This is a genomic window from Paenarthrobacter sp. NPDC018779 (assembly GCF_044391085.1).
Lineage (GTDB): Bacteria > Actinomycetota > Actinomycetes > Actinomycetales > Micrococcaceae > Arthrobacter.
This window is the reverse complement of sequence record NZ_JBIRZS010000001.1, coordinates 443,731-465,837: the sequence shown is the minus strand read 5'-3', so window position 1 is coordinate 465,837 and position 22,107 is coordinate 443,731. Positions and strand designations below refer to the sequence as shown.

At 63.8% G+C, this 22,107-nt stretch carries 19 protein-coding genes and 3 pseudogenes; 12 read left to right on the top strand and 10 right to left on the bottom strand.

What is annotated here, in order from left to right:
- From ACH488_RS02175 to ACH488_RS02165, 3 genes and pseudogenes are all read left to right on the top strand, one after another.
- Window positions 1-591, top strand: a pseudogene (locus tag ACH488_RS02175) (tyramine oxidase); the annotation flags it as partial.
- Between the two features lie 150 nt (window positions 592-741).
- Entirely contained in the window at window positions 742-1,380 is a 639-nt protein-coding gene (gene hxlA / locus ACH488_RS02170) for a 3-hexulose-6-phosphate synthase (protein WP_397321934.1), read from the top strand.
- A 48-nt stretch (window positions 1,381-1,428) separates the two neighbouring features.
- On the top strand, window positions 1,429-2,052 hold the full coding sequence (locus tag ACH488_RS02165) for a helix-turn-helix domain-containing protein (protein WP_397321932.1): 624 nt from the start codon (window positions 1,429-1,431) through the stop codon (window positions 2,050-2,052).
- A 64-nt stretch (window positions 2,053-2,116) separates the two neighbouring features.
- Here the strand turns inward: ACH488_RS02165 and ACH488_RS02160 are convergent.
- Window positions 2,117-3,290, bottom strand: a pseudogene (locus ACH488_RS02160) (ammonium transporter).
- A 106-nt stretch (window positions 3,291-3,396) separates the two neighbouring features.
- Window positions 3,397-4,530 carry a tyramine oxidase subunit B gene (locus ACH488_RS02155; protein ID WP_397321930.1) on the bottom strand — a complete coding sequence of 378 codons (1,134 nt, stop codon included), beginning with the start codon at window positions 4,528-4,530 and terminating at the stop codon, window positions 3,397-3,399.
- A gap of 264 nt (window positions 4,531-4,794) precedes the next feature.
- Here ACH488_RS02155 and ACH488_RS02150 point away from each other — a divergent pair, with 264 nt between their 5' ends.
- Window positions 4,795-5,001 (top strand): DUF2945 domain-containing protein, encoded by a 207-nt coding sequence (locus tag ACH488_RS02150; protein WP_397321928.1) that lies wholly within the window; start codon window positions 4,795-4,797, stop codon window positions 4,999-5,001.
- An 81-nt stretch (window positions 5,002-5,082) separates the two neighbouring features.
- Window positions 5,083-6,831 (top strand): pyruvate dehydrogenase, encoded by a 1,749-nt coding sequence (locus tag ACH488_RS02145; protein WP_397321927.1) that lies wholly within the window; start codon window positions 5,083-5,085, stop codon window positions 6,829-6,831.
- An 18-nt stretch (window positions 6,832-6,849) separates the two neighbouring features.
- Here ACH488_RS02145 and ligD read toward each other — a convergent pair whose 3' ends face one another.
- Window positions 6,850-8,094, bottom strand: coding sequence for a non-homologous end-joining DNA ligase (gene ligD / locus ACH488_RS02140; protein ID WP_397321925.1), 1,245 nt, complete (start codon window positions 8,092-8,094; stop codon window positions 6,850-6,852).
- Window positions 8,095-8,172: 78 nt separating this feature from the next.
- On the bottom strand, window positions 8,173-8,589 hold the full coding sequence (locus ACH488_RS02135; RefSeq protein ID WP_397321923.1) for a RidA family protein: 417 nt from the start codon (window positions 8,587-8,589) through the stop codon (window positions 8,173-8,175).
- Between the two features lie 99 nt (window positions 8,590-8,688).
- Between ACH488_RS02135 and ACH488_RS02130 the strand changes: the two genes are divergently transcribed.
- The 5 genes from ACH488_RS02130 to ACH488_RS02110 all read left to right on the top strand — a co-directional run bounded on the left by ACH488_RS02130 (window position 8,689) and on the right by ACH488_RS02110 (window position 13,990).
- A complete protein-coding gene (locus ACH488_RS02130) occupies window positions 8,689-9,561 on the top strand; it encodes an ABC transporter ATP-binding protein (protein ID WP_397321922.1) in 873 nt (290 codons plus the stop codon).
- The gene (locus tag ACH488_RS02125) at window positions 9,558-10,532 is read left to right on the top strand and encodes an iron-siderophore ABC transporter substrate-binding protein (protein WP_397321920.1); all 975 of its coding nucleotides are present in this window, start codon (window positions 9,558-9,560) and stop codon (window positions 10,530-10,532) included. The genes ACH488_RS02130 and ACH488_RS02125 overlap by 4 nt, the downstream gene beginning before the upstream one ends.
- A 12-nt stretch (window positions 10,533-10,544) precedes the next feature.
- On the top strand, window positions 10,545-12,674 hold the full coding sequence (locus tag ACH488_RS02120; RefSeq protein WP_397321918.1) for an iron ABC transporter permease: 2,130 nt from the start codon (window positions 10,545-10,547) through the stop codon (window positions 12,672-12,674).
- A 104-nt stretch (window positions 12,675-12,778) separates the two neighbouring features.
- Window positions 12,779-13,411: a dihydrofolate reductase family protein gene (locus ACH488_RS02115; RefSeq protein ID WP_397321916.1), complete on the top strand. Its 633-nt coding sequence runs from the start codon at window positions 12,779-12,781 to the stop codon at window positions 13,409-13,411.
- Window positions 13,412-13,507: 96 nt separating this feature from the next.
- The gene (locus tag ACH488_RS02110) at window positions 13,508-13,990 is read left to right on the top strand and encodes a pyridoxamine 5'-phosphate oxidase family protein (protein ID WP_397321915.1); all 483 of its coding nucleotides are present in this window, start codon (window positions 13,508-13,510) and stop codon (window positions 13,988-13,990) included.
- Here ACH488_RS02110 and ACH488_RS02105 read toward each other — a convergent pair.
- Window positions 13,987-14,817 (bottom strand): hypothetical protein, encoded by an 831-nt coding sequence (locus ACH488_RS02105; RefSeq protein WP_397321913.1) that lies wholly within the window; start codon window positions 14,815-14,817, stop codon window positions 13,987-13,989. The two genes, ACH488_RS02110 and ACH488_RS02105, sit on opposite strands and share 4 nt — an antisense overlap.
- Window positions 14,818-14,937: 120 nt before the next feature.
- Between ACH488_RS02105 and ACH488_RS02100 the strand changes: the two genes are divergently transcribed.
- Complete coding sequence (locus ACH488_RS02100; protein ID WP_397321911.1) at window positions 14,938-15,267, top strand: hypothetical protein; 330 nt, start codon at window positions 14,938-14,940, stop codon at window positions 15,265-15,267.
- A gap of 62 nt (window positions 15,268-15,329) precedes the next feature.
- On the opposite strand, the pseudogene ACH488_RS02095 reads toward ACH488_RS02100, so the two are convergent.
- From ACH488_RS02095 to ACH488_RS02085, 3 genes and pseudogenes are all read right to left on the bottom strand, one after another.
- A pseudogene (locus ACH488_RS02095) lies at window positions 15,330-16,984 on the bottom strand (glycoside hydrolase family 15 protein).
- Window positions 16,951-17,166: a trehalase-like domain-containing protein gene (locus ACH488_RS02090; protein ID WP_397321909.1), complete on the bottom strand. Its 216-nt coding sequence runs from the start codon at window positions 17,164-17,166 to the stop codon at window positions 16,951-16,953. The pseudogene ACH488_RS02095 and the gene ACH488_RS02090 overlap by 34 nt, the downstream one beginning before the upstream one ends.
- A 39-nt stretch (window positions 17,167-17,205) precedes the next feature.
- Complete coding sequence (locus ACH488_RS02085; RefSeq protein WP_397321907.1) at window positions 17,206-17,352, bottom strand: hypothetical protein; 147 nt, start codon at window positions 17,350-17,352, stop codon at window positions 17,206-17,208.
- A 171-nt stretch (window positions 17,353-17,523) separates the two neighbouring features.
- Here ACH488_RS02085 and ACH488_RS02080 point away from each other — a divergent pair, with 171 nt between their 5' ends.
- Window positions 17,524-18,945, top strand: a complete 1,422-nt coding sequence (locus ACH488_RS02080) for an FCD domain-containing protein (protein WP_397321906.1) — start codon at window positions 17,524-17,526, stop codon at window positions 18,943-18,945.
- Between the two features lie 23 nt (window positions 18,946-18,968).
- Here the strand turns inward: ACH488_RS02080 and ACH488_RS02075 are convergent, their stop codons facing one another.
- Both ACH488_RS02075 and ACH488_RS02070 read right to left on the bottom strand, forming a co-directional pair.
- Entirely contained in the window at window positions 18,969-19,244 is a 276-nt protein-coding gene (locus ACH488_RS02075) for a hypothetical protein (RefSeq protein WP_397321904.1), read from the bottom strand.
- Between the two features lie 286 nt (window positions 19,245-19,530).
- A complete protein-coding gene (locus ACH488_RS02070) occupies window positions 19,531-21,924 on the bottom strand; it encodes an ATP-binding cassette domain-containing protein (RefSeq protein ID WP_397321902.1) in 2,394 nt (797 codons plus the stop codon).
- Between the last annotated feature and the right edge of the window lie 183 nt (window positions 21,925-22,107).

The following is a 22,107-nucleotide window of genomic DNA, read 5'->3' as shown; positions in this document are numbered from 1 at the left end:
AACGCCGTGTACGAAGTGGACATGGAATACCCCGAGCACAACCCCACCGGCACCGCGTTCATGGCCGTGGACCGGCTCCTGGAAACCGAACAGAAGGCGATCCGGAAAACCGATGAGGCCAAGCACCGGTTCTGGAAGATCACCAACCACGACTCCAAGAACCTCGTCAACGAACCCGTCGCGTACCGGCTGATCCCCACCAACGGCATCCAACTCGCCGCCCGGGACGACGCCTACGTCTCCAAACGCGCCCAATTCGCCCGCCACAACCTCTGGGTCACCCCCTACGACCGCACCGAACGCTTCGCCGCGGGCGAGTACCCGAACCAGGCCACCGGCGCCGATGACGGACTGCACATCTGGACCCAAAAAGACCGCAACATCGTCGATCAAGACCTCGTGGTCTGGTACACCTTCGGCATGCACCACGTCGTCCGCCTCGAAGACTGGCCCGTCATGCCCCGCCAAAACATCGGCTTCATGCTCGAACCCCACGGCTTCTTCAACCAAAACCCCACCCTCAACCTCCCCACCACCACCAGCACCACCCAAACCGGCGACAGCGACACCTGCTGCCACAACGGGAACTAACCAGCACCAGCGCGGACTGGCATGAAATCCACACCAGCGTGCCAGTCCGTTCTTTACTTCCGGTCCCGGGTGCGGCAGCGGCAAAGTCGTCCGTTGCCGCACCGAGACCGGTTTCATTTCCACACCCGTAACCCCTTTAGGAGCCACCTCATGAAACTCCAGGTAGCCATCGACCTCCTCACAACCGAAGCCGCGCTCGAACTGGCCGGCAAAGTAGCCAGGTATGTGGACATCATCGAACTAGGGACATCCCTGATAAAGTCCGAGGGCCTTGCCGTCATCACGGCCGTCAAGGAAGCCCATCCGGACAAGATCGTCTTTGCCGACATGAAGACCATGGACGCGGGTGAGCTGGAAGCCGACCTGGCATTCGGCGCCGGCGCGGATCTGGTTACTGTGCTTGGTGCCGCAGACGACTCCACCATCGCCGGTGCCGTCAAAGCCGCGAAGGCCCGGAACAAGGGTGTGGTAGTTGACCTGATCGGCGTCGCGGACAAGGTTGCCCGCGCCAAGGAAGTCTGGGGCCTGGGTGCATCGTTCGTGGAGATGACTGGTGGACTCGGCGAGCAGAAAGCCCCGGGATTCGACCTGGATGCGCTGGTCCGTGCCGGCGTCGCATCCGGCGTATCTCTTTCGGTTGCCGGTGGCGTCAAGCCAAGCACCATCGACGCCGTCCAGCAGGCGGGAGCAGATGTCGCCGTCGTCGGTGCCGCGATCCACGCAGCGCCCAACCCGACTGAAGTCGCAAAGGATCTCCGCTCGGCCATTATGTGGCGGCCTGCCGCCTAAGGCCTGTTTTGGGGGCCGCGGTGGCGGGGCGCATCTATACTCAAACGCATGACAACTGGGCGGACGGAAAAGGCCGAAGCAACCGTAGACCACCCGGAATCAGAAGCCACCCTCGGGGCATTGGAGGGCGTTATCGCTGTCCAGGTGAAACGGCACAGGGTGGATGCGGGGATGTCGGCGGCGGAACTGGCGAACCGCACAGGCTTGTCCAAAGCGATGATCTCGAAGATCGAGTCAGCCAGCACCTCGTGTTCGTTGACTACTTTGCAGCGACTCGCCCAAGGCTTGAACGTACCGGTGACGGCGTTGTTCCAGGGCGCGGACACTGAACGCGAAGCCACCCTGACCCGGGCCGGGGAAGGAAGCGTCACGGTCAGGAGCGGTACCCGGCACGGCCATGAGTACCGTTCCCTCGGCTCCCTCAAGCGTCGTGACCAGGCCATTGAGCCCAGTCTCGTGACGCTGACCAGTGCCTCCGATGTCTTCCCGCAGTTCCAGCACCCCGGCACGGAGTTCATTTACATGCTCGAAGGTCGGATGGTCTACGGGCACGGGTCTTACGAGTACGAGCTCGCTACCGGGGATTCGCTGGTCTTCGAGGGCGAAGGTCCGCACGGTCCGCTGCGTCTGGTGGAGCTGCCTATTCGCTTCCTCGCGGTTGCGGCCCGCTGAAAGAACCAGAAGGGGCGGCCTGGATGTATCTCCAGGCCGCCCCTCTTCACGTGCGCATGGCGCTTTACGAACGGGAGGGAGATCCGAGCATTTCGGGCTCTTCGTCCACCAGGTACGCCTCTTCGGCGTGGGCGGCGATGTCGATGCCGCGCAGTTCGTCTTCCGGCCGAATGCGTAGTCCTACCGTCACCTGAACGAGTTTCGCCACGATCCAGGTTGCAGCGAAGGAGTACAGCAGTACGGCTCCCGTAGCCAGGGCCTGGGTGCCGAGGAGGCCAAACCCACCGCCGTAGAGCAGTCCGGCGGCCTTGTTCGGCGCTGCTTCGGTGGCGAAGACGCCAATCAGCAACGTGCCTATGACGCCGCCCACCAAGTGCACTCCCACCACGTCCAAGGAGTCGTCGAAGCCCAGCCGGAACTTCCACTCCACAGCCAGAGAACACACCGCACCGGCGGAGGCGTTCGACGGCGATCCAGCCCAGGAGGGCGGCGGCAGCTGCCACTGCGGTGGTGAGGAAGACAACGGCGGCGGTGTTCCCGGCTGCGAGCGCTGACCCGGCATTGAAGCCGTACCAGCCGACCCAGAGGAGTCCGGCACCGACGAGGACGAGCGGCCTGCTGTGGGGCCTGACGTGGTCGCTCTTGGGCCATCCGGCGCTTCGGCCAAGGACCAGTGAGAGGGCGAGCGCGGCGACGCCTGCGTTGATGTGAACTGCCGTGCCACCGGCGAAGTCGATGGCTTTGAGCCCGTTGAGGATCCAGCCGCCGGTGATGCTGCCGTCGGGGGAGTTCAGGGCGAAGACCCAGTGGGCGACGGGGAGGTAGACCACTGTGGCCCAGAGTGCGGCGAACAGCATCCAGGCGCCGAACTTCATCCGCCCGGCCGCGGCGCCGGCGATGATGGCCGTTGTGATGCCTGCAAAGAAGAGCTGGAACGCGGCGAAGAGGGCTGGTGGCAGTGCGGCGTTGGGGTCCTCTGCCAGGAGTTGTTCCAGTCCGAGGTACTGGGTGGGGTCACCGAGCAGCCCGGCGCCTCCGATGGAATTTCCGAACACCGCGGAGTAGCCGAACGCGGCCCACAGGACGGCGACGATGCTGACGCCGCCGAAGCACATCATCATCATGTTCAGGATGCGGCGCGAGCCCACCATCCCGCCGTAGAACAGGGCCAGTGCGGGGATCATCAAACAAACCAAGGCCGAGCTGACCAGCAGCCAGGCGACATTTCCCGTGTCCATGGGAAACCCCTTTCGAACGGTTCTTTGGGTGCAGCGGAGCGATGTGGGTGGAGTGCGTTGGGGGCGGGTGACCGCCGCCCCAACGCAGGTCTTCTTGTGGGGCGGGTCAGGCGAGGGCGGGGGTTTCCCAGAGGTTCAGGACGGTGCCGATGTTCTTCTCATCTGCTGTGCGGTAGAGCTCGGTGGCCCAGGCGACGTCTTCGATGGGCATGCCGCCGACTGAGTAGAGGATGATTTCTTCGTCATCGCGGCGGGCGGGGAGCTTGCCGGTGGCGATGTCGGCGATTTCTTCGATCTTGGAGGCGGGGATTTTGCCTTCTTCGAGGAGCCCGAACCAGTGGGATCCGGGGATGCCGAGGATTTGGTAGGCGGTGGGGCCGTATTCTTCGAGCCAGGCCTGGTAGAGGCCTTCGGCGTCGATCACGAGCCGGGCGTCGCCTTGGAGGAAGTCGTCGTCGAAGCGGGCGGCCGCGGGCAGGAGGAGAAGCGCGCCGGGTTTGATGGCGTGCTTGGGGAAGTAGGGGAAGGCTTCGCTGCCGGCGGCGTCGGTGGAGGTGGTGGCCATGACGACGTCGGCGTCGGCGATGGCGTCCTCAATGGTGGGTGCCGCTGCGACTTTGTTCAGCTGCGGGAAGGTGGCCTGGGCCCAGTTGACGAAGGCTTGGGTGCTGCCTTCGCTGCGGCCCTTGACGTAGAGGGTGTCGATCGAGGGGCGGAGGGCCAGCGTGGTGGAGAGCACGGAGCGTGCGATCACCCCGGGGCCGACGACGGCTGCGACCTTGGCGTCTGCCTTGGCCAGGTGTTTGACCCCGACGCCGGGAACGGCACCGGTGCGGTAGGCGCTGAGGAGGTTGGCGCTCATGATCGCGAGCGGGGCGCCCGTGTCGCTGTCGTTCAGGACGAAGACGTGGATGGACCGGGGAAGGCCCTTCTGCCGGTTCTCCGTGTTCGAGCCGTACCACTTCACCCCGGACGTGCCGAAACGGCCACCGAGGTAGGCCGGCATGGCCATGAAGCGTCGGTCCGGCCCGTCCTTGGGCATGCCCGCGAACGCCGGTGCCGCCGGGAAGGTGATCATGGCCCCGTGGGAGTTGCCGTTCTCGCCGGCCATCCGGTAATCACCCTGGCGCAGGAGGACGAGTGCTTCCTCCATGACGTCGGTGCAGCGGACCAGGTCACCGACGCCGGCGGCGATCATGTCGGGTTCGCTGAGGTAACGGAAGTTGATTTCGGTGGTCACGGTACTCCTTTGTGGATCATGTCATGAAACGTTGATAACTGACATTCAACACAGGCGGCGTTTCCGATCCATCAAGCCGAAGTTTCCGGCATGTAACTTCTCCCTCCGTGCACGACGCCAGAGGTGACGCCGGGGCTACCGCTCCGCGAATGAGGTTCCGCGCGCAGGACAAGTCCACTAGCGTCGTCTCCAAAGGCTCCACCCCACAGGTGCGCCTTCCGGCTATCCAGGCCCCGGACTGTCCAGACCAAGCAAAGGAACACCATGGCACTGAGCAAGGGAACGCGCGTGGAGTGGAACACCTCCCAAGGCAAGACACACGGCAAGATCGTGGAAAAGAAGACGAGCGACTTTCAGCTTGATGGCAACACCCACCGCGCCAGCGAAGATGAGCCGCAATACGTCGTGGAATCCGCGAAAACCGGCGCCCGTGCAGCCCACAAAGGATCCGCACTGACTGAACTGCCGTAGCGGCCGTCGGAAGCCCGTTGATCCTGGGCGGCTATATTGGGCCGTGTCAGCCACCACCACAAAACCCGGGAGTCTGCACACATGGCCAAGGAACTCGCCACCCAGCTCATAGAACAACTCCAAGCTGCCGGGGTGCAGCGGATCTACGGGATCGTGGGTGACAGCCTGAACCCCCTTGTGGATGCCGTCCGGCAAACCGGCGGATCAGCAAAAGGCGGCATCGACTGGATCCACGTGCGCCATGAGGAGGCCGCTGCCTTCGCTGCCGCCGCGGAAGCGCAGCTGACCGGGAAGCTCGCCGTGTGCGCGGGCTCCTGCGGCCCCGGCAACCTTCACCTGATCAACGGCCTCTATGACGCCAACCGGACAGGAGCCCCAGTACTGGCCATCGCTTCGCACATACCAAGCAAGCAGATCGGCAGCGGCTTCTTCCAGGAAACCCACCCTGACCGGCTGTTCAATGAGTGTTCTGTCTACTCGGAATTGATCAGCACCGCCGAGCAAGCCCCGAGGGTCATGCACAGCGCCATCCAGAGCGCGCTGGCACTCGGCGGAGTATCCGTCGTAACACTCCCGGGGGATATTGCCGGCCTTGAAGCCACGGCCCCCACGCCGCTGCCGGCCACCTTCCGCCCTGCCGCCTTGATCCCCGATCCCACGAGCGTGCGGGCCCTCGCCGATGCCATCAACGACGCCGGCAAGGTCGCCATTTTCGCGGGGGCGGGCGTCGAGGGAGCCCACAGTGAGCTGATCGCCCTGGCCGAACTCGCCAAGGCACCCATTGGGCACTCCCTGCGGGGCAAGGACTTCGTCCAATACGACAACCCGTTCGATATCGGCATGACGGGCCTGCTTGGCTATGGCGCGGCAGCGGAAGGCATCGAGGACGCTGACCTGCTGATCCTCCTCGGTACCGATTTCCCCTACGACCAGTTCCTGCCGGATACCCGCACGGCCCAAGTGGACAGGGCCGCACAGCGGCTGGGGAGGCGGACCGACGTCGACCTTGCCGTGCATGGCGACGTCCTGCCTACCCTCACCGCCCTGCTGCCGCTGGTGAAGCCGAAGACCAACCGGCGTTTCCTGGACCAGATGCTGAAGAAACACGATCGCCTGATGAACAAGGCCGTGGGTGCTTACACCCGGAAAGTGGAGAAGAAACAACCGATCCACCCGGAGTACGCGGCCTCACTGCTGGACCAGGTGGCAGCTGAAGACGCGATCTTTACGGCCGACACCGGGATGTGCAACGTGTGGACGGCCCGGTACATCAACCCACTGGGTACGCGCAGGTTGATTGGGTCCTTCCTCCACGGTTCCATGGCGAACGCCCTCCCGCACGCCATCGGAGCGCAGGTGGCGTTCCCGGAACGCCAGGTGGTGTCGGTTTCGGGGGACGGCGGTCTGTCCATGTTGCTGGGAGAGCTCATAACTGTTGAAGCGCTCAAGCTGCCGGTGAACGTAGTGGTGTTCAACAATTCCACCCTGGGCATGGTGAAGCTGGAGATGCTGGTGGACGGCCTGCCGGACTTCGGTGTTGACGTTCCCGATGTCAACTATGCGGCAGTGGCCGCTGCCTTGGGATTCCACGCCGTCCGGGTTACGGATCCTGCGGACATCGAAGGGGCGTACCGTTCAGCGTTTGCGCACCCCGGACCATCGCTGGTTGAGCTGATCACGGACCCGCAGGCGTTGTCCCTCCCGCCCAAGATTTCGGGCGCCCAAGTGATCGGCTTCGCCACCGCCATGTCCAAGGTGGTGCTGAACCGTGGGGCAGGGGAGGCGGTCAGCATGGCCCGGAGCAACCTGCGCAACATCCCGCGGCACTAGAGGAACAGGGGAGCGGGGTCACGCTCTGGGGCGGCCGGGCCATTCCTTGCCGGCCCAGGGATCGTAGTTGGCGATCAGCTCTTCCTGCTCCGGGCGTTTTGCTTCCGGAACGTGCTGGAGGTTGATGCGGACGCGGTACCAAAGAGAGCTTGAGCCGCGCATGCCGTCCACCAGGACATCGGCGGGGTGCAACTCCGGCACAACGGCTGCGTGGCGCGACTTCCACTCCTCCAGTGCTTCAAGGGCTTCCGGCTTGGTCTTGGTCCGGGCCACCTCAATGAGCGGCATGACCGACTGCCGTCGTCCCGAACCATCACCCGAACGCGGAGCTTTCTCAGTCGGTCCCAGTTCGGCGCCCAAAGCGAGGAGCCGGTCCAGGCTACCTGCAGCACCATCGATCCCTGCGTGGGGATCCCCTTGCTCCTCAAACCGCGCTGGTACGGTCAACACAGTGAATTGGCCGGGCCTGGCCGTCGCCAGCTCATCCCAGGTCAGGGGAGTGGAGACCCTGGCGTCGGGCAGCGGCCGCACCGAGTAGGCCGAGGCCACCGTCCGGTCCTTGGCGTTTTGGTTGAAGTCAACAAAGACGCTTTCGCCCCGCTCCTCCTTCCACCATCGGGCAGTGGCGAGTCCGGGCGCCCGGATCTCCACTTCCCGGGCGAGCGTTTCGGCGGCGAGGCGCACTTGCTTGTAGTCGTGGTCCGGCGCAATGCGGACCAGGATGTGCAAACCCCGGGATCCGCTGGTTTTGGGCCATCCCACCAATCCAACGTCCTCCAGCACTTCCCCCGCCACGTAGGCAACATCCACAATTTGGGACCAATCCACTCCGGGCATCGGATCCAAATCGATGCGCAGTTCGTCCGGATGGTCAAGGTCCTCTGCGCGCACAGGATGCGGATTGAGGTCGAGGCATCCCAGGTTCACTACCCATGCCAATCCGGCGTCATCCCGGATGACCGCTTCCTCAGCCGAGGTCCCGGACGAATAGTGCAGGGTTGCCGTGTCGATGAAAGGCGGATGGTTCTCAGGAACACGTTTTTGGAAGAACGGCTCGGCATTGATGCCCTTGGGGAAGCGCTTCAGGACCATGGGACGGCCGCCCGCACCGCGCAATGCTCCCTCCGCTACGGCCAGGTAATACCGCACCAGATCCAGCTTGGTGATCCCCGCTTCCGGAAACACCACCTTGTCCGGACTCGAAATACTGACGTCCCAGTCGTCGATGGCCAGGATCTCGGGAGGGGTCTTCGAGGGACTCATGGCGTCACGCTAGCAACGTTCGGCCCCCTGAACCAGAGGGGTCGCTGGGGGGCACTTAGCGGCACCCTCAACTGAAAGTCAGCGAACGACGGCGGCTACCGCACTGATCTCCACCAAGGCCCCGCGGACGCCGAGGCCAGCCACCCGTGCGGCCGTGACCAGAGGCGGTTCATCCGAGGCGAGCTCGGAAGCGATGGCCCCGTATCCGGCAGCGAGGTCCGCACCATCGACGAAGAGCACGGTCCATTGCACCACGTCGGAAAGGCCAGCTCCCACCGCGGCCAGGGCGGTGCGGGCATTGGCCAGTGCGCGGGCACACTGGACTGCAACGTCGTCCGGTCCAACGAGGTTGCCGTCAGCATCCACCGCGTTCTGCCCTCCCACATAAATGGTGGTGGCGCCAGGAGGAACCACCGCCACATGACTGAAGGCAGGACTGTTCACCAACCCTTGGGGACGAAGGCGCTGGACAGTAGGGAGCTGGTCAGAAGCCATGAACGTAATGATGCCACCACCAAGGCTCGTTGTGACTCCGCTGACAACATGAAGCGACCGTTTTCTTAAATTAGGTAAGGCTAAGCTAATCTTCCATCTGTGATTGAGCAAACTGTGATTGAGCAGGGAAAACAGGCGGGCCTCAAGGCTCACGACCTCGTGTTGCGCTACGGCGACAGGGACGTGGTCCACGGTGCCGGCCTGGTCCTGGAGCCCGGGCGGATCGTAGCCCTGGTGGGTCCCAACGGCAGCGGAAAGTCCACGTTGCTGCGGGCCTTGGCACGTTTGCATGCCACGTCGTCGGGAAGCGTTACCGTCAGCCCCTCCGACGGTGACGCAGTTGATGCCCTCATGATGAAGCGCAGCGATTTCGCCCGTCACGTGACCTTGCTTTCGCAGAGCCGCCCGGTGCCCCACGGCCTGAGCGTCCGTGACGTGGTCGAATTCGGCCGCCATCCGTACCGCGGACGGTGGCGGGCGGCCGACCCCGAGGGGGCTGCCGCCGTCGAACGCGCCATGCTGCTCACCGGCGTCGGCGACTTGGCCGGCAGGGGAGTCCACGAACTATCCGGAGGGCAGCTCCAGCGCGTGTGGCTGGCCAGTTGCCTGGCCCAGGACACCTCGGTGCTTCTGCTCGACGAACCGACAAACCATTTGGACCTTCGCTACAAGGTGGAAATCTTCGACCTGGTGTTCGACCTCGCCCGCGTCCACGGCGTGGCGATCGGCGTCGTGCTGCACGACCTCGACGAGGCTGCGGCGCTGGCCGACCAGGTGGTAGTGCTCTCCGAAGGCCGCATCGCTGCGGCTGGTCCTGCACACGAGGCCCTCGACGCCGCACTCCTCAGCGAGGTCTATTCCATTCCCATCGTTACCCACACTGATCCGCTGACCGGAAGGCTGCGCACCCGTGCAGTGGGCCGGCACAGCGAAACCCAACCCCTCAACAATGAAAGGACCACGCGTCCATGAAAATCCCCAAGGCTTTGGCCGCTACCGCCGCCGCGGCACTTCTCCTCACCGGCTGCGGCACTACTGAAGCACCTGCCGGTTCGGCCTCCAGCGGTGCCGCAGGCGGCGGTGCCATCACCGTGACCGACGCCCGCGGCACGGAGGTCAAACTCGACGGACCCGCCAAGCGCGTGGTCGGCACAGAGTGGAACGTCGTGGAAAACCTCACGACGCTCGGCGTCATGCCCGTGGGTGTGGCCGACGTCAAGGGTTACAGTGCCTGGGTCACAGCCGGCAAGCTGGACAGCACGCCCAAGGACATCGGAACCCGCAGCGAACCCAGCTTCGACACCATCGCTTCCCTGGATCCCGACCTCATTGTCGCCACCACGGACCTGACCGACCCGGTCATCAAGCAGCTTGAGGAGCTGGCTCCCGTTGTGGTGGTCAAGTCGGCCGACGCGAGCCGCCAGATCGCCCAGGCAGAGGACAACCTCAAGCTCGTCGCCAAGGCAACAGGAACGGAAAAGAAGGCCGATGAAGCCATCGCCGCCTTCGATGCAGCGGTGGCGAAGGGCAAGTCCGACCTCGAAAAGGCCGGGCTCGCAGGAAAGCGCGTGGCATTCGCCGACGGCTGGGTGGCCGACGGCAAGGTTTCGGTCCGGCCCTACGTCAAGGGATCACTGCTGGCAGACATCAACACCGAACTTGGCCTGGTCAGCCCCTGGACCATGGAAGGGGATCCCGCGTACGGACTGGCGTCCACCGACGTCGAGGGCTTGACTGCCATCAACGCGGACAGCTTTGCCTACATCACCAACAATGCCGACGGCGACTTCACCGATGAGCTGACCAACAACGCGGTCTGGAAGTCCCTCCCGTTCGTCACTTCCGGAAGCGTACACCGCCTGCCGGACGGCATCTGGATGTTCGGTGGCCCGGCTTCGATGACGCAATACGTCGACGCCCTGGTGGCCTCCCTCACCAAATAGCACCGCCGCATCATGACCCAAACAGCACGGAGGCCCGCCATGACCGCTACCACGGCCGTGGCGGGCGCTCCCGCCCCCGCTCCCGCAGGCTTCCGGCGCTGGTCCGGAACTGTCCTCGCCGCCGTTGCCGGCCTTGTGGCCCTGGTGGCCTTTTCGCTGGTCCACCTTACGCAAGGGACGGCCGACGTCGGCCCTGCCGAGTTGCTGGGGTTGCTCACCGGCAGCGGCTCGGACCAGGCGACAGCGGTGTTGATCGCCTCCCGGGTACCCCGCCTTGTGGCAGGCCTCCTCGTGGGCGTCGCCTTGGGCGTTGCCGGGGCTGCACTGCAATCGGCAACCCGCAACGTCCTGGCCGCACCGGACACCTTGGCAGTCAACGCCGGCGCGCATTTCGCGATCGTAGGCGTAGCGGCGTTCGGCTTGACCTTGCCCGCGCTCTTGTCCGGCGGAGTTGCCTTCCTTGGCGGCCTCGCCGCCGCCCTGCTCGTGCTGGCGCTCTCCGGGGGTGGAGCCAACGGCAACGGCGGTCCCATTCGGCTGGTGCTGGCAGGGACAGCGCTGGCGCTGGGGCTTCATTCGGCCACCAGCGCCCTTCTGCTGCTGTTCAGCCAGCAGACAACCGGGCTCTATGCGTGGGGACAAGGCAGCCTTGCCCAGTCCCGCACGGATGAATTGCTGCAGTTCACGCCGGTGGTACTGGTGGCGGTCGCTCTGCTCCTGGTACTGTCCCGAAGGCTTGACCTCCTGGGCTTGGGAGACGACGCCTCCAGACTGGCAGGTGCGGATCCGCGCGTAGCCCGGGTGGCCGCCGTCGTCCTGGCTGTTGTCCTGTCCGCAGCGGCGGTCACCATCGCTGGACCCATCGGTTTTGTGGGGCTGTGCGCCCCGGCCATCGTCCGCTTGCTGGCGAGCCGGCTCCGGGGCCTTGGCAGGCACCGTTCCCTGCTGCCCGTTTCCGGGTTGGCCGGAGCGATCGTCGTGGTTGGCGCGGACGTCGCCGTGCGCGGGCTGTTCGGCGCCCAGGCCGGCGTCGAGGTGCCGACGGGCGCGGTGACCACAGTCTTTGGCGCAGTGTTCCTGGTGGTCCTCGCGCTGCGCATGACCGACGCCGGTCTCAGCGCGGCCGGGGATGCCCTGGCGCGATTGCGCTCGCACAGGTTTTACTGGGGCGTCCTGGTGGCTTTGCTGGTGCTGCTGGCAGGGCTGCTTGTGGCCGGGGCTTTGCTTGGCGATGCCAAATTGCTGCTCGGGGATCTGGCCAATTGGATGACGGGGCAATCCGGAAACCGGGTCAATGCCATCCTGGGCACCCGGATGCCGCGCGTCCTGGCCGCGGTACTGGCGGGCGCGGCGCTGGCCCTTGCCGGTGCCCTCATCCAGGCAGTCTCCCGGAATTCGCTGGCCGAGCCCGGCATCCTGGGCGTCTCGGGCGGCGGCGGCTTGGCGGCCATTGCCGTGATCACCACGGTTCCCCTGGCTGGAGCGTGGGTAGTTACCGGCTCGGCCTTGCTGGGCGCCGCGTTGTCCGCCGCGTTGGTCTTTGGCCTGTCCTTCCGCGGAGGCCTGCAGCAGAACCGGCTTGTCCTGATCGGAATCGGGGTCTCCGCGGGTCTCGCAGCCATCATCACTGTCCTGCTCGTTTCAACGGATCCGTTCAACCAGACCAAGGCTTTGACTTGGCTTTCCGGATCAACGTACGGTCGAAACTTCGCCTCGGTCCTGCCTCCGCTGCTTGCGCTGGTGATGGCGGTTCCCGTCCTGGCTGCCCTGCGGAGGGACCTCGACCTGATCGCCGTGGACGACGATTCCCCCCGCGTACTTGGCATCCGGCTGACGCGCTCCCGGTTGATCCTCCTCTCCGTTGCAGTGCTTCTGACCGCCGGGGCGGTTTCATCGGTGGGTGTCATTGCGTTCGTAGGCCTCGTAGCTCCTCACGCTGCACGCACCCTGGTAGGCGCGAGGCACGTGCGCGTGCTTCCGGTGGCGGCCCTGATCGGCGCTTCCACGGTGGTCTTGGCTGACGTCATCGGCCGGACGATCATTGCTCCGGCCCAGATTCCAGCCGGCATCACCACAGCACTGGTGGGCGCGCCCTACTTTGTCTACTTGCTGTGGAGGTCCCGCGTGGATCGAAGTGCCTGAAACCGGCACGCCCGGCCCGGTGCCTGCGGTCCTTGAAGGGCGGAAGGCGGCGGCGGTAGCATAACCGCCACCACACCCGAACTCAGCCAATCGAGGAGCCAACCATGGGTGAAAGTGCAGCGGAGAAAACGTCAGCCGAGTTGATGGTGGATCTCATCATTTCCCTGGACGGCTACGCCTCGGGCGAAGGCTGGCCCGGCTGGTGGGGGTTGGAAGGACCGGAATACTTGGCGTGGCTGGACGAGGAAGGAAAAAAGGACATCACGCTTCTGATGGGGGCCAACACGTACAAGGTCATGTCCAGTCTTTCCCAGCAGGCGGAGGATGAAGGCTCGGGGTTTTCGGACGACGAAGGGGCAAGCCTGACGGGGTTGGCGGCGATGCCCAAAATTGTCTTCTCCAAATCCGTGGAGGAACCACTGGCCTGGCCAAACACCGAGCTTGTACGTGGTGATGCCGTGGAGGCCGTCCGGGAGCTGAAACGCACCCGCACGGGAACCTTGAGTACCTTGGGCAGCCTCAGCCTCACCCGGTCACTGCTGTCTGCCGGACTGGTGGACCGCTACCGGCTGGTGGTCTTTCCCGTCATTACCGGCCGGACCGGGAGCGAGCGGATCTACGACGGATATCCGGACGTAGCCCTGGAGCTCGTGGAAAGCCGCACGTTCGATGGGCGGTCCCAGCTTCTTGAGTACATTCCTACGCTGATCGAGGGACCACCGCCGGGACGCCCGTGACCTGCCGCCTTCGCATGCCTGACTAGTAAATAAGTAAACTTACTAATAGGCTGGCAAACCGGGATGGTCCCGGACGAAAGGTGGAATGAGGCAACCATGAGTGAAGAGCAAGGCATCGCCAAAGTCACGGACATCATCAACCACACCAAAATTGGCATGCTGACCACCGTCAATGAATCAGGGGCATTGGTCAGCCGGCCTTTGGCCGTCCAAGAGGTCCGTGACGACGGCGACCTCTGGTTCTTCACGGGCTTGGGTACCTCACAGGTGGCCCACATCCGGGGCGACAACAGGGTCAACGTCTCCTTCGGCAAGAACACCGAGTGGGTCTCCGTGGCCGGCACCGCGGAAGTGGTCACGGACAGGACCACCATCCGTGAACTGTGGAACCAGGCCGTGGAAGCCTGGTTCCCCGACGGTCCCGAGACACCGGAGGTCTGCCTGCTTCGAGTGGACTCCGACTCCGCGGAGTATTGGAGCACTCCGGGCGGAACCGCTGCCACCGTCCTTCAATGGATAAAGTCCAAGGTGTCCGATTCCCGGATGAGCGTCGGCGAGTCCGGGACGGTGGACCTCTAGGCCCCCGCCTGTTGCGGCAACACGAGCATGTAGCCGGTGGGCAGCTCGCTGCTCCATCGCCGCGGTTCCCGGACTACAAACTGTGTGGCCAACTGCTCCGGATTCAGCAAGGTGTCCGGGGCCGGTGAAGGGCCCCACTGGCCACTGCCGTAGGGGTACAGCGGATCCAGCACCCTGACGCCGGTCACTTGGAATTCCGGATGCAACCGTGGATCGCCCACTGACTCGAACCCACTCATCACCCATGCGTGGCGGCCACTCCACATCACCAGGCCGACGGGCCTGCCGGTGTTGGCCATGGCCCGCGCGGCCGTTCGCAGTGCGTCCGCGTACCCAGGAATGCTCACCACCTGGTAGCGGCCCATGCCCACCTCCTCAAGCACGGCTGCCCAGCCCAAGGGGTTGGCACCGTTGAACGCGTTGGACGAGCGCACCCGGGCCATCTCCCACAATTCGCCCTGTTGGGCCTGCCCCGCCCAAGTGCCGTTGCCGCCCTTCAGGACAAGGTTGTGTGCCATCTGGACACTCGCGGCCACACACCATTCGAAGGTGTACTGCGGTACGAAGTCGCCGTCCTCATAGAGGTTGAAAGCGAAGGGCTGCGGTGCAGCTGTCTGGGTTGGCGTGGGTGGCGGTGCCAGGGTTGCACCGGCGGTCGGTGATGCATCGCCGGCCATGGCCGCTGCGGATTCCACCGGACCGGGCTGGCTGGTTGACGATGCCTGGGCGGGCGGGGGAGCGGTGTCGTGGGCAGCCGGTGAGCAGCCGGACATGAGGATCGCCGCAACAGCGACTCCGAGGAATAGACGGGCTGGGCTACCGGTCATGGTCGAACCAGTCTATTCCTGCCCTTGTGATGCGGGACAGGTGTGCGTAGCGTGGGAGGATAGGCTCTTTCGCCGATGCAGCCCGGCGGTTCTTGCCTTTCATCCCCATTGGAGGCCGTCATGGCCACAGACAATTTCGCGCGTTTCATCCAGGAATCCCTCATTATTGAAGAAGACACCGACGAGGGCATGGACATCGATACCCTCTACGGCTTGTACATCAGCTGGTGCCGGATAGCCGGCACTGCGCGGGAACCCGAAACGCGATTCCTCTCCACTTTGCGCAGGCATGGGCTTCGTTGGGGCCGCCACGACGGCGGCTGGGTCCTCGTGGGCCTGCGAATGGTTGGTCCCGCTGCCCGGGACTACGTCATGTCCAGTGAAGTCTATTCCCGCGCCGGAAAAGACGAAGTGTGGGAGCTACCCTTGGAACCGGACGCGGCCGCCTGACCGGCCAGCTCCGCCTGGTCAACGCACAGGGGAACCGGGCCCGAGCGAGGAGGGTGACGCACCTACAGGGTCCTGGCCAAGCTAAGGAAGTCCACCCCGTGCAGGGCCTCCGCGGCACGGACCAGGGCAAGGTGCGAGAAGGCTTGGGGATAGTTCCCGGCCATCCGTCCTTCATCTGTGTCGTACTCCTCGCTCAGCAGGCCAAGTTCATTGCTGAGCCCCACCAACTGGTCCATGAGGCGTTTGGCATCGTCTGTCCGGTCTGTTCGGGCGTACTGTTCCACCAGCCAGAAAGAGCAGGCCAAGAAGGGATGTTCTCCGGGTTCCAGGCCGTCCACACCCGTCTCCGTCCTGTAACGCAGCAGCAGGCCGCCGTCGTTCAGCAGTTCTTCTTCCAGGCGTGCCACCGTACCCAGCATCCGTTCGTGGCCGTAAGGCAGGAACCCAACCTGGGGCATGACCAGGAGGGCTGCGTCCGTTTGGGTACCGCCATAGGTCTGGCTAAACGAATTGAGCCCAGGGTTGAAAGCCCTGTCCATGATCTCTTCGCGCAGCTTTTCGCGGAGGTCTTCCCAATGCGCCGCCGGGCCTCAAGGCCGTGATCGCGAACTGCTCGAATGCCGCAGTCGAAGGCGGCCCACATCATCACCCGTGAATGGGTGAAGAAGCGTGGTTCGCCCCGTATTTCCCAGAGGCCATAGTCCTTGTCATCAAGGTGTTTCTCGACGAATCCCAGCAAGATCTGTTGCAGGGTCCAGGAGAAATGGTCTTCCTTGCCTCCGGCCATACGCAGTCTTTCCAGAGCCACCATGACTTCGCCGACCACGTCGGCCTGGAACTGTGCCACGGCCGCGTTTCCGATCCGCACGGGCCGGGAATCGGCGTACCCCGGGAGGTGATCGAGAACCCGCTCCGGCAGGTCCCGTTCGCCTCCGATGCCATACATGATCTGAAGGTCTTCCGGTTGCCCGGCCAGCGCACGCAGCAGCCAGTTGCGCCACTGCAACGCTTCGGTTTCGTAGCCATGGGTCAACATCGATTCCAGGGTCAACGCAGCATCACGCAACCAGCAAAACCGGTAGTCCCAGTTCCGGGACCCGCCAAATTCCTCCGGGAGGGAGGTGGTAGGTGCAGCGACAATGCCGCCCGTCTCGTAGTTCGTCAGGGCGCGCAGGACCAAGAGGGACCGCTTGACGGCTTCTCCGTAGGCGCCATTCGAACGGCAGTGGCTTCCCCACGTTGTCCAGTAGGCAGTGGCCTGCTGCAGGGCGGCGTCCACATCGATTCTTGCCGGCGCCGGGCGATGCGACGGAAACCAGGTCAGCTCGAAGTCCACAACGTCCGACGCCGCTACCGTGAACTTTCCTGCGTGACCGTGTGTGTGCGGTTCCGGAAGGTGCGGGCCGCGAAGGGCCAACGCGTCCGGTCCTGCCAAGGCCTGGAGCATGGTCCCGCCGGAATCCACGTCGTGGATGCGTCGCGTCCACGGGACGATCTTCGCGTAGCCCGGACGAATAGCCAGTTCCTGATGCATTTCCACCACGCCCTCAAGCCCGGTGATGCGGCGCAGAACCGACGAGGTGGCATGCCCTACCGGCATGAAATCGGTAACCCGGACGGAACCCGTGGGCGTACGCCAGTGAGTTTCCACTATGAAGGTCGAATCAACGTATGAGCGGCTTGTCACCACGGCTTCCGGGTCACCCGGGGCGAGCAACCACCGTCCTTGTTCACCGGATCCCAACAGGGCGCTGAACTGCGCGATCCCAACAGGGCGCTGAACTGCGCGGGGGAGTCGAACCTCGGGAAACATGCCCAATCAAGGCTGCCGCGACGGGAAACCAGCGGCCCGGTCGAGAGATCCGACAGCAGTGCATAGTCCTCGATAGGATCAGCCATGGCTTTACTAAAACACACCCGGAAGCGTGACGGGAGGGGCTACCTGGCAGCGCTCAGCGCCAACGGCGAGCAGACAAAGAACTGTGGCTGCTCAACCTGGGCGAACGGAACGACGATCCAGCGGCCACCATAAAACTCAACATAGGAGTCCGGGTTGCATTGTGCGTAAGCTTCTTCCCGCGTCATCGTCTTCTCCTTTCCTCATCTAGGTTGCGGACCACCACTACTGATCTGTGTCTGACCGGAACAGGTGCCCTTCTTCTCTTCGATTGGTACTCTTAACTATAGACTTTTATTGATAAGGGTCAATAGACATTCAAGGTTAAATGTCACTTTCTTCGAGGAGGACGAGTACCGGTGTCGACATGGAAAGAGCAACTGGCTTTCGCCCCGCTGGAGACCGCCGACAGGGGAGAGGAAGTCGCCCGGCGCCTGAGGCACGCCATAGAACTCGGCGTCCTCGAGGACGGATCCCAGCTGCCGAGCGAAAGCTATCTGGCCACCAGGATGGGCGTGTCAACATTGACGCTTCGGGCAGCCCTGGCCGAATTGCGGGGATTGGGTCTCGTGGAGACCCGGCGCGGCAAGGGCGGAGGAAGCTTCGTCAAGGCCAATACGGGCGACGTCGCACGGATGCAGAAACATTCGGTGGGCACCTACTCCTTGGAGGATTTGCGCGACCTCCGCGAGTTCCGCGCGTTCCTGGCCGGCAGCGCCGCTGCGGCCGCAGCGGAGAGGTCCAGCCGGCTATCCCTGGCACGCCTTGAGTACATGTCCGATGAAATCCGGACAAGCGAGCACCCGGCGGACGCGATCCGGGCCGACAGCAAATTCCACATTGAGCTTGCGGCGAGCTCCGGCTCCGTCAGGCTGACCAGGCAGGAGGCGGAGCTGCAGGCCGAGGTTGGCCCGCTGATCTGGATGGACCCTGCACCCCGCAGACAGGCCGCGGCCGACGATCACGCGCGGATAGTCGAGGCAATCAAGGCCGGCGACGTTGCGCTAAGCCGGCAGCTCGCCGAAGACCATGTGCGGCGGGACATGAACCTGGTCATCGACGAACGGTTGGAGCTGGACGTTTCGCCAATCGATACCAAAGGAAAGCCCCCGTCCGTGGACCGCGTAGTGACGGCCATCGAGACGCTCGCCGGCACTTTCCAAGGGATCGCCGCAGCATCACTTCGAGACCTCGAGCAGGCCGTTCGCACCAGCATTTCCTCGGGTGCGAGCCGGGAAAAGGCGGATTCAGAGATCTATGCCGTGGCCAGAAGGTCACTGGCCATCGGGGTACCCTTCCTGTACGGCAACGGCTTCATGGCCGATCAGGAATTCTACGGGGAGGGATGGATAGCGTGGTGCTACGCGCCTACGGGCCCTGAGTCCCACCAACGGCTGTACATCGATATGGATCTCTATGAGGTGAACACCGTCCCGTGGCTGCCGGGGGAGGACACAGAGGAGGGCGGCTACCACGTCAGCCACGCATACGTGGACGCCAGCGGAACCAATGAGATTGTGATGACTTTCGGCAGGCGTATCACGGTAGACGGCCGGTACGCCGGGGTAGTGGGCGCAGATGTTTCGGTCAGCCAACTACAGACTGCGTTCGAACCCCATCTGCGCGCGTTACCACCCAACAGCTGCATCGTTGACCAGCATGGAGCGATTCTCGCAACGAACACCGGCCGCTTTGTTGGTGGAACCATTCCCGTCGATTCCGGGGATTCACGTGAGCTGCCCGGCGTCCCTTGGCGGCTCTGTATCGGCTACGCCGGTTAGACTCCCCGCGCGACCGACCGGAGTCAGTTGGCCCCGACCAATTCGTTGAGCCAAGCAACTTCGAGTTCCCTGCTGCTGCGGGGCTGGAACCTTGCGTATTCGCCACTGAATTTCGCGTCCGGTTCAGCAAGACGCTGTCCATCCAACGTGACGAAGGGCAGTTCATCCAGGTACGCCAGGCGCGGGAGCCGGGTGATGTTGAACTCCGTGATGCACTGTGAGCAGATGGGCGTCGCCCGGATGCGCGCGTGGGCAGGGTTGGTCCAGCGGGTTTCGCAGAAGGCAATATCGCCGGGCATGTTTTCCTCAATGGTGGGCGCTGACGTGCACTTTCAATCCTCACAGCTGCCACCATGCGGTTTCGAGCAGGTGTGGCAGGCCCCACGGTGTGACGTGGCGCAAACGCGGAAGCACGTTCCAGGAAAACCCAGAAGGTTTGGCCCGGGACCCCGCAAAGCTGCGCATGCAGCGTCGAGAGGGGACGCTGAATATCCGTTACTTTACATAATGTAGATTATCGGCGTTTGGGACACATCACGGAGGGGGCCGTCCCGCACAGCCGAAACGGCCCCAAATACGCTCGCGTCAGGCGCCTACGTAAGCCGCCAAGTGCTTTGCCGTCAGCGTCGACCTGCCGGCCACAAGCTCCGCCGGCGTTCCAGCGAAAACGATCTTGCCGCCGTCGTGCCCGGCTCCGGGTCCCAAGTCGATAATCCAGTCCGCATGAGCCATGACGGCCTGGTGATGCTCGATCACTATGACGGACTTGCCGGACTCAACCAGGCGGTCCAGCATGCCCAGCAGATTCTGGACATCGGCCAGGTGCAGGCCCGTTGTGGGTTCGTCCAGGATGTAGATATCGCCTTTCTCGGACATCTGCGTGGCAAGCTTCAGGCGCTGGCGCTCACCGCCGGACAGGGTTGTCAACGGCTGGCCCAGAGTCAGGTATCCCAGTCCGACATCGGCAAGCCTGTCCAGGATCTTGTGGGCGGCCGGCGTGCGGGCGTCGCCCTCGCTGAAGAACTTTTCTGCCTCATTCACAGACATTGCAAGCACTTCTGCAATATTGCTTCCGCCCAGCCTGTACTCAAGAACCGACGCCTGAAAGCGCTTTCCCTCGCATTCTTCGCACGTTGATTCAACGGTGGCCATGACACCCAGATCCGTGTAGATCACCCCTGCGCCATTGCATGTGGGGCAAGCACCCTCGGAATTGGAACTGAACAACGCCGGCTTCACACCGTTGGCTTTGGCGAAGGCCTTGCGGATCGGTTCCAAGAGTCCCGTGTACGTAGCCGGATTGCTGCGCCGTGAACCGCGAATGGCACCCTGGTCAATGACCAGGACCCCGTCGCGCTTGGCCACCGAGCCGTGCACCAGCGAGCTCTTGCCTGAACCGGCCACGCCCGTCAGGACACAAAGAACCCCCAGCGGAATATCAATGTCGACATCCTGCAGGTTGTTCGTCGACGCGCCACGCACTTCAAGCTGGCCTGTGGCGGGGCGGACTGTGTCCTTGATTGCGGCGCGGTCATCGAGGTGCCGGCCGGTGATGGTGTCACTCCCCCGCAACCCGTCGAGGTCTCCCTCGAAGCAGACGGTTCCACCCCCGGTACCGGCTCCCGGGCCAAGGTCCACGACGTGGTCGGCGATCGCGATGGTTTCCGGCTTGTGTTCCACCACCAGCACTGTGTTGCCCTTGTCCCGAAGCTGCAGCAGCAGCTGGTTCATGCGCTCAATGTCGTGCGGGTGCAGTCCGATGGTCGGCTCGTCGAAAACGTAGGTGATATCCGTCAGGGAAGAACCCAGGTGACGGATCATCTTTGTCCGCTGCGCCTCTCCCCCGGACAACGTACCGGCGGGACGGTCCAAGGACAGGTACCCGAGCCCGATGCCGGTGAAGGAGTCAAGCAGGTGCTGCAATCCCTTCAGGAGGGGTGCGACTGATGGTTCGTCCAGTCCCCTGATCCAGCCGGCGAGGTCGCTGATCTGCATCTTGCAGACGTCCGCAATGCTCTTGCCCTGGATCTTGGAGGACCGGGCTTCCGGGCTGAGGCGCGTCCCTTCACACTCCGGGCAGGTTGTGAACGTGATGGCGCGCTCCACGAACGCCCGGACATGCGGTTGCAGGGCATCCACGTCCTTGGACAGCATCGACTTCTGGATCTTGGTAATGATGCCTTCGTAGGTCAGGTTGATGCCTTCCACCTTGACCTTGGTGGGTTCACGGTAAAGGAGGTCGTGAAGTTCCTTCTTGGTGAACTTGCCGATCGGTTTGTCCATGTTGAAGTAGCCGGTCCCGCTGAAAATGCGCCCATACCAGCCGTCCATGCTGTAGCCGGGCACGGTCAGGGCGCCTTCGCTCAGGGACTTGCTGTCATCGTAAAGTGCGGTGAGGTCGAAGTCGCTGACCGACCCCATACCTTCGCACCGGGAACACATGCCTCCCAGGCGGTTGAAGGACGCCTTCTCCGTCTTGGTCTTGCCTTCCCCGCGCTCCACGGTGATGGCTCCGCTGGCCTTGACGGTGGGGACGTTGAACGAATAAGCGTTGGGTGAGCCGATATGCGGCTGGCCGAGCCTGCTGAAAAGGATGCGCAACATCGCGTTGGCGTCAGTTGCCGTGCCAACCGTGGACCTGGGGTTTGACCCCATGCGCTCCTGGTCAACAATGATGGCGGTGGTCAGGCCCTCCAGCATGTCCACGTCAGGCCGCGAGAGGGACGGCATGAAACCCTGGACGAACGCACTGTAGGTCTCGTTGATCATGCGCTGCGATTCGGCGGCGATGGTGCCAAACACGAGCGAGCTCTTGCCGGAGCCCGAAACACCCGTGAACACCGTGAGCCGGCGTTTGGGGATGTCGATGCTGACGTCCTTGAGGTTGTTTTCGCGGGCTCCCTGCACCCGGATAAGGTCGTGGGTGTCCGCTACGTGGGACGCCGAAGCTTCCGTCTCCGTGCTCGCGGCAATGCTCATGATTTCTCCATCTGCCAGGCGGCGCTGCCTCGGCGTCGCCCATCCCCTGACCGGCCGGCTGCGGCCAGTACGTTCGATTCTCGTTCGTTGGCGCGGATGCGGCAACGGTACGTTCCACACTACTGGGCAGTATGCACCGCCACGGTGAACACGCGGCAACAACCCGCGCCCATTGTCTTCGCG